This is a genomic window from Pseudomonas sp. TAA207, from assembly GCF_001529285.1.
GTDB lineage: Bacteria > Pseudomonadota > Gammaproteobacteria > Pseudomonadales > Pseudomonadaceae > Aquipseudomonas > Aquipseudomonas weihenstephanensis.
This window is the reverse complement of the sequence record NZ_LLWJ01000052.1, coordinates 71,419-77,418: the sequence shown is the minus strand read 5'-3', so window position 1 is coordinate 77,418 and position 6,000 is coordinate 71,419. Positions and strand designations below refer to the sequence as shown.

4 protein-coding genes are annotated in these 6,000 nt (G+C 57.0%); all 4 read right to left on the bottom strand.

Going from position 1 to position 6,000, the window contains the following annotated elements; translation table 11 throughout:
- Positions 1–124 precede the first annotated feature (124 nt).
- Positions 125–934 carry a DUF4123 domain-containing protein gene (locus AP059_RS03775; RefSeq protein WP_059761891.1) on the bottom strand — a complete coding sequence of 270 codons (810 nt, stop codon included), beginning with the start codon at positions 932–934 and terminating at the stop codon, positions 125–127.
- Positions 935–970: 36 nt separating this feature from the next.
- Positions 971–3,046: a type VI secretion system tip protein VgrG gene (gene tssI, locus AP059_RS03770; protein WP_059761892.1), complete on the bottom strand. Its 2,076-nt coding sequence runs from the start codon at positions 3,044–3,046 to the stop codon at positions 971–973.
- 86 nt (positions 3,047–3,132) lie between these two features.
- Complete coding sequence (locus tag AP059_RS03765) at positions 3,133–3,651, bottom strand: Hcp family type VI secretion system effector (protein WP_047274249.1); 519 nt, start codon at positions 3,649–3,651, stop codon at positions 3,133–3,135.
- Positions 3,652–4,048: 397 nt separating this feature from the next.
- The gene (locus tag AP059_RS03760) at positions 4,049–5,443 is read right to left on the bottom strand and encodes a PhoH family protein (RefSeq protein ID WP_048363238.1); all 1,395 of its coding nucleotides are present in this window, start codon (positions 5,441–5,443) and stop codon (positions 4,049–4,051) included.
- Positions 5,444–6,000 lie beyond the last annotated feature (557 nt).

Sequence of the window (6,000 nt, the reverse complement as noted above, 5' to 3'; positions counted from 1 at the left end):
CCGCTGATCAACGTCAGCCACAGTGCTCGAATCATGATGTTGGACATGTGGCCGGCTCCTCCATTTTTTTCTGCTCGCCGTTTTGCAACGCAAAGCCGCCGGTCAACCTCACACACTGCGCACCTCACAGAACAACGTTGCCAGGGCTAAGGCTCAAGGGCGGGTGTTCACTCAACGCACTGGCGATGAAGTCTTCGTGCAGGTGTTTTGGCAACTGCTGACGGCTGACCTCCAGGTGTATGCCGGTCAGGCAGCGGATCAGGCCTTCGTGCGAGGTGAAGCCATGTGCGTGCGGCGTACACTCATGGCTTTTGAGCCATAAAAGGGCTGCGCTCACGGCTTGCAGGTGCTGCACCTGATCATCGCTCAGGGATAAGCCGGTCAACCCGCTCTGGTCCTGAATACGGGCATCAAAACCTGAGAGCGACGCCTGTTTGCCGTCGTGGTCGATCCAGTACCACTGGCTCACCGGGGCGTGGAATTGCCCGAGTTGCTGAGGGTCGAGCTGCTCGCAAAAATGCCGGAACAGGCGCGTGTCGTAGTAGCGCAGCACACCGCTGCTGGCGCCTTTGTTCCAGGTCGCCTGCGTAGCGCCGCGCAGGTGCGCCGCCAATGCCTCGAAAGGCCAGCGGCTGGTCAGGGCCAGCACACAAAAGTGCGTGTGGACGGCATTGAGCAACTGCGCTGCCTCTGCACACTGTGCTTGATTGCCCAATGCAATGCGCAACAACAGCGGCCCTTGGTGCGCCAATGCGTGCTCAAGGGTGTGCTCGAACATCCGGGCACACTCAGGCGCCGCAACCTGTTCCATCAGGGGCGCTAACAGCCCGTGCGGCAACACGGCGCCATTGAGCAGCAAGTCCAGGTGATTGAGGCCAGCGTTGCGCGCCTCATCCATCAAGTGATGCAGCCAGTCCTTTGCGGTCGATAACATGACCTTTCCTTGTTTTTTGTGTGCGTCACATAAACGTTAACGTGCCACCAGCGCATCAGCCTTGGCCTGCGCGGCGAGCAGACAGTCTTTGCACACCGGCTTGAGCGGCGGTGGCGTCTCGGGTTGCCCAGGGGGTTGAGCTGCCTGAGCGTGCTTTTGTTCAAGCAACGAGGGCACAGCCAATAACCCGAGCAAACCGGGCAACAACGGTGCGGCAGCCGTGCCGCTGGCCGGTGCGCCACCGATTTGAATCGGGGTGCTGCTGAATATCCCCCCGCCTCCAATGACGATGTGTTGGCCGCCCGCTTTAAGGGTGATGCTCGCGCCCGCATCGAGAATCAAATTGGCGCCCGCCTTGATATGGACTTCCTGACCCGCTTCGGCCACCAGCGTCTGCCCGACGCGGGTGTGGCTGCTGCTGGCGACCTGCAAATAATCATTGGCCTTGAGTTCGACCTTGCGGTCGGCAGTGACCGTACGCTGATCTTCGGCCTCAAGCACCACGATGTTGTTGCCCATGATGGTTTCATGCCGTTCGTTACCGACCTCCAAGCGGCTGTCGTGCTCGACTTTGTGTTCCATGTCACGCTGTGCGCGCAGGTAAATCAGCTCCTGACCGGCACGGTCTTCAAGGTGCAGTTCATTGAACCCGGTACTCTGCGGGGAGCTGCGGCTGCGGAACACGCTGCGGGTCTTGTTGGCTGGCAGGGGGTAAGGCACCGGGTTGAGGCTATTGGCCAGACAGCCACTGACCACCGGCTGATCCGGGTCACCCTCCAAAAAGGTCACAAGCACTTCCATGCCAACCCGCGGGATCGTCACGCTGCCGTGGCTGCTGCCCGCCCAACTGGAAGCCACCCGCAGCCAGTAGCTGGACTTGTCATCGACCTTGCCTTCGCGGTCCCAATGGAACTTGACCTTGATCCGGCCGTGAGCATCGCAATAGATTTCTTCCCCCTCAGGCCCGGTCACCAACGCGGTCTGGCTGCCCAGTACCCTGGGCTTGGGGTAAGCCTGTTGCGGGCGGTAAAACACATCCCACGGGGTGGCCACGAAACGGTTGCGATAGCCCTGCTCGAATGCTTCGGGGTCCGCGTCGCTGTCGTGGGTGATGTTCTCTTCCAACACTTGCGGCTGATAGCCCTGATGGTGGACTTCGGTCAGCAACCACAGGGCATTCCACGCCTTGCGCGGGTGTTCGGCGAGGGAGAAGAAATGCCCCGAGACCAACGTCGGCTGATCACTTTTGCCTTCGCCCTGACGGTAGTCGGCGCGATGGCGCTCAAGGGCTCGCTGGGTCAAGGGTTTGCCACGTTCGCCCTGCACGAACAAGCCTGGATAGTCGTAGTCTTCCAGATCGGGCTGCGGACTCTGCGCTTGCGGGCTATGGGCGGCCTCGACCCGAAAACCGGCTTTCTCGAAATCGTAATCGCGGCGGGTGGTACGGCTGGTGCGGGTTTCAAGGCGCACATTGAAATGCTTGACCACCGGCTCTTGCGCCACCATGCCGCTGCCCTGCACGTAGGGCGTAGGCGTGTCCAACTGAGGGAAGACCGTCTGGTCGTCGCCGAACACCAGCAGGTGCGCCTGTGCTGAATGTTGAAAGTGGTAGTGAATGCCTTCTTCGTGGCACAGCCGCTGAATGAAGTGCAAATCCGACTCGTCGTACTGAACACAGTACTCACGGGGCGGGTAGGTCGAATTCAATTGAAACTGGTAGGCATCGCCATGAATCCCGTGTTCTTGGAGGATATTGGCAATGATCTGCGCAACCGTGCGCTGCTGAAAAATACGCTGGTTGGTGCGATGGCGCAGGTACGCCAGTTGGGGCACCAATGTGAGGCTGTAACGGGTCAGGCGCTTGCCCGAATCGCCTTGGGCAATACGATAAATCTGCCCGTGAATACCGTTACCACTGTTGTTGAACGCCAGAAATGCCTGCTGATGCAACAGGCTATCAAGGTCGAGATCCGGGCGTTCACTCACCAGCTCCACCTTGATTGCAAACGGTGAGCTGATCGTCTCTTGCCCGTGAAACTTAAGCACACGCAAATCGTGAGCAAGCCCCTTGATGGTCAGAGTGAATTGCGTTTCGTTGGCAGGGCTGAACATCCATTGTTCCTCAAGGTGAACACCTTAACGGCTTCATCGGCACCCACCGTGATCAACGATGGATGCCGTCAGGCAGCAGGTCAGTTTCAGCCCGCGACAGGCGAACGCCAGTCATCCGAACCGGATGTGCCGGATACTTCGTGGGTCCAGGTGATTTTGCGGTAGGTGAATTCCACGTCTTCCAGATGCGTGAAGTGCGAATTCGACGGGTCCTGGCAATTGTGCATGTAGTCCTTGATGTCGACGATGATCGCGTCTTCAAGTTTGGTGGTGAAGTAGTGCTCTTGGGTACCGGCAGCCGAGGTGCGGAACCACTGGATTTCGATCTCGGTCAGGCGCTCGCCGGAGGTCAGCGCAGCCAGCAGCAGCGGCGAGGACTTGTCGAAGACCTTGGTGATTTTTACCGGTTTGTGCACACGCTGACCGGTCGGCTGGCCGGATTGTGGGTCACGAGGAATGATCACTTCGTGGCTGAAGCCCTGAACCATGACCTGGTCTTCATGACCTTCCTGATAGGTATTGCCCACTGAGTCCGCGGTAAACGCACCGGCAGTGATCAGACCCTGTTTGGTGCCCGTGATGGACATATACGCTGGCGTCGCCATGGATGCTCTCCTTGCTGAAAATGTGCTGACAAATAAGGACTTGGCACGACCCAATGCCGCCCAAGTACTGATTAGACATATCAAGGTTCGTGCCACAGCGTAGAAAAGCCATTAAGGACAAAGAGTTAACTCAATCATGGCGTCTGGAAGACTGATTTACAGGTAGGAAACATCGACAAAGTGCGCAAGAAGTTGCGCAGTACTGCGCAACTTCTTGCGCACTCGCCTACAGACCAATAGCTCTATGAGCTACACAAATGTATGCACAGGTTTATCCACAGATGAGTGCGCAACTTCTTGCGCATAATGGCCATAGGCTTCTATCCGTTGATGCTTGCGACCTCACACACAAAACGGGCGGCTCAAGGCCGCCCGGATCAGAGGTGTAAACGCAGGTTTAAAGGTGCGATTCGGCGTACTCGGCGAGTATCGAACGCGGCACCCCTTGCAGGGCAATGTGAACACCGTTCGGGAAGTCTTTGAAACGCTCCGTCAGGTACGTCAACCCAGAACTGGTGGCTGACAGGTAGGGTGTATCAATCTGCGCCAGGTTGCCCAGACACACGACTTTGGAGCCCGCCCCCGCACGGGTAATGATGGTTTTCATCTGGTGCGGCGTGAGGTTCTGGCACTCGTCGATCAAAATCAAACTCTGCTGGAAGCTACGGCCCCGGATGTAGTTCAGGGATTTGAACTGCAATGGCACCTTGCTCAGGATGTAGTCGACGCTGCCGTGGGTGCTTTCATCCTCCATGTGCAACGCTTCGAGGTTATCGGTGATGGCGCCCAGCCAAGGCTCCATTTTCTCGGCTTCGGTGCCGGGCAAGAAGCCGATTTCCTGGTCCAGCCCTTGCACACTACGGGTACAAATGATGCGCCGGTAACGTTTGCTGACCATGGTTTGTTCAATCGCCGCCGCCAGCGCCAGGATGGTTTTACCCGAACCCGCAGCACCCGACAGGTTGACCAGATGAATGTCCGGGTCGAGCAAGGCATACAACGCCAGCCCCTGGTAGATATCCCGAGGTTTAAGCCCCCAGGCTTCCTGATGCAGCAACGGTTCCTGATGCATGTCGAGGATCAGCAGGTGGTCTTTACGCACCTCTTTGATCCAGCCGACAAACCCCTGTTCATCAATGATGAATTCGTTGATATGCACCGAGGGCAGGTTCTCGATCATCTGCACTTGATGCCAGGTACTGCCGTGGCCCTGACGGGTTTCCACCTTGCTGACACGGTCCCAGAAGGAACCGGTCATCGTGTGGTAGCCACGCGACAGCATCGACACATCATCGACCAACTGGTCGGTGCTGTAGTCCTCGGACTCGATCCCGCACGCGCGGGCTTTGAGGCGCATATTGATGTCTTTGGTCACCAGCACCACCTGAATTTCAGGCGAGCGGGCATGCAAATCAATCAACTGGTTGATGATGATGTTGTCGTTAAGGGTTTCGGGCAGCAGCGCGTTGGGTTCTCGGCGCTTGTTCATCAAAATCGACAAAAAGCCTTTAGGGCCACTTTTACCGCGCTGAATGGGCACGCCCTTTTCAACGTTTTCCGGCGAAGCCACGCCCAGCACCTGGTCAATCAAACGAATGGCCTGACGGCATTCGGCGGCGACCAACAGCTTGCCGGTTTTGAGTTTGTCGAGTTCTTCAAGCACCGTCATCGGGATTGCGACGTGGTGTTCCTCGAAGTTGAGCATGGCATTTGGATCGTGAATCAGAACATTGGTATCGAGTACATAAAGGATTGGCTGGTTGGAAGAAGGAGTGCGTCCGTGATCATCCATACTCGGTCACCTTTGTGGGAGCCATTCGACGCAATACCGCAACAGTGCTGCGCCTCGATGTGACTGCCGGCTCATCTGCCCATGTCAGATGAATCCCTGCCCGATGGGTCTTGGAAGACGCCACCTGTGTGGCAGGTTTCGGCGGTCTGTCTTCGTAATACTCCAAAACGTGTGACAAGAAAAAGTCTTTTTAGCGGTTTGGCACTATTTTTTTCTGAATGACGAACAGCCCTTGGCGCAATGCCAAACCGCTACTAGGCTGAGGGATCAACCTGTAACAAAAAAGTATCAAAACCGATTAAACACACACACCGCAAGCTTGCAGTCCCCCCCAAAACAAAGCGTTGAATTCTCGCTACCAAAGACCGGCCCGCGCCGACAGCAAGCAAAGATCCGACCTACACCCCCGTCCTTTTGCCCGCACTAAGCTTCACCTCGCACCTGCCAAGAGTGCGCAATGCGCCACGCCGTGGTGGTTGTGCCGACACAGGCCCGTGCAACAACTTTCATTTATGACCGTATTCGTGTCGTGACATGCCCTGCAAAAACACAGGGTA

Coding starts and splice junctions, on each gene's coding strand:
- AP059_RS03775 (WP_059761891.1), bottom strand. CDS start 934: ATGTTATCGACCGCAAAGGACTGGCTGCATCACTTGATGGATGAGGCG.
- tssI (WP_059761892.1), bottom strand. CDS start 3,046: ATGTTCAGCCCTGCCAACGAAACGCAATTCACTCTGACCATCAAGGGG.
- AP059_RS03765 (WP_047274249.1), bottom strand. CDS start 3,651: ATGGCGACGCCAGCGTATATGTCCATCACGGGCACCAAACAGGGTCTG.
- AP059_RS03760 (WP_048363238.1), bottom strand. CDS start 5,443: ATGGATGATCACGGACGCACTCCTTCTTCCAACCAGCCAATCCTTTAT.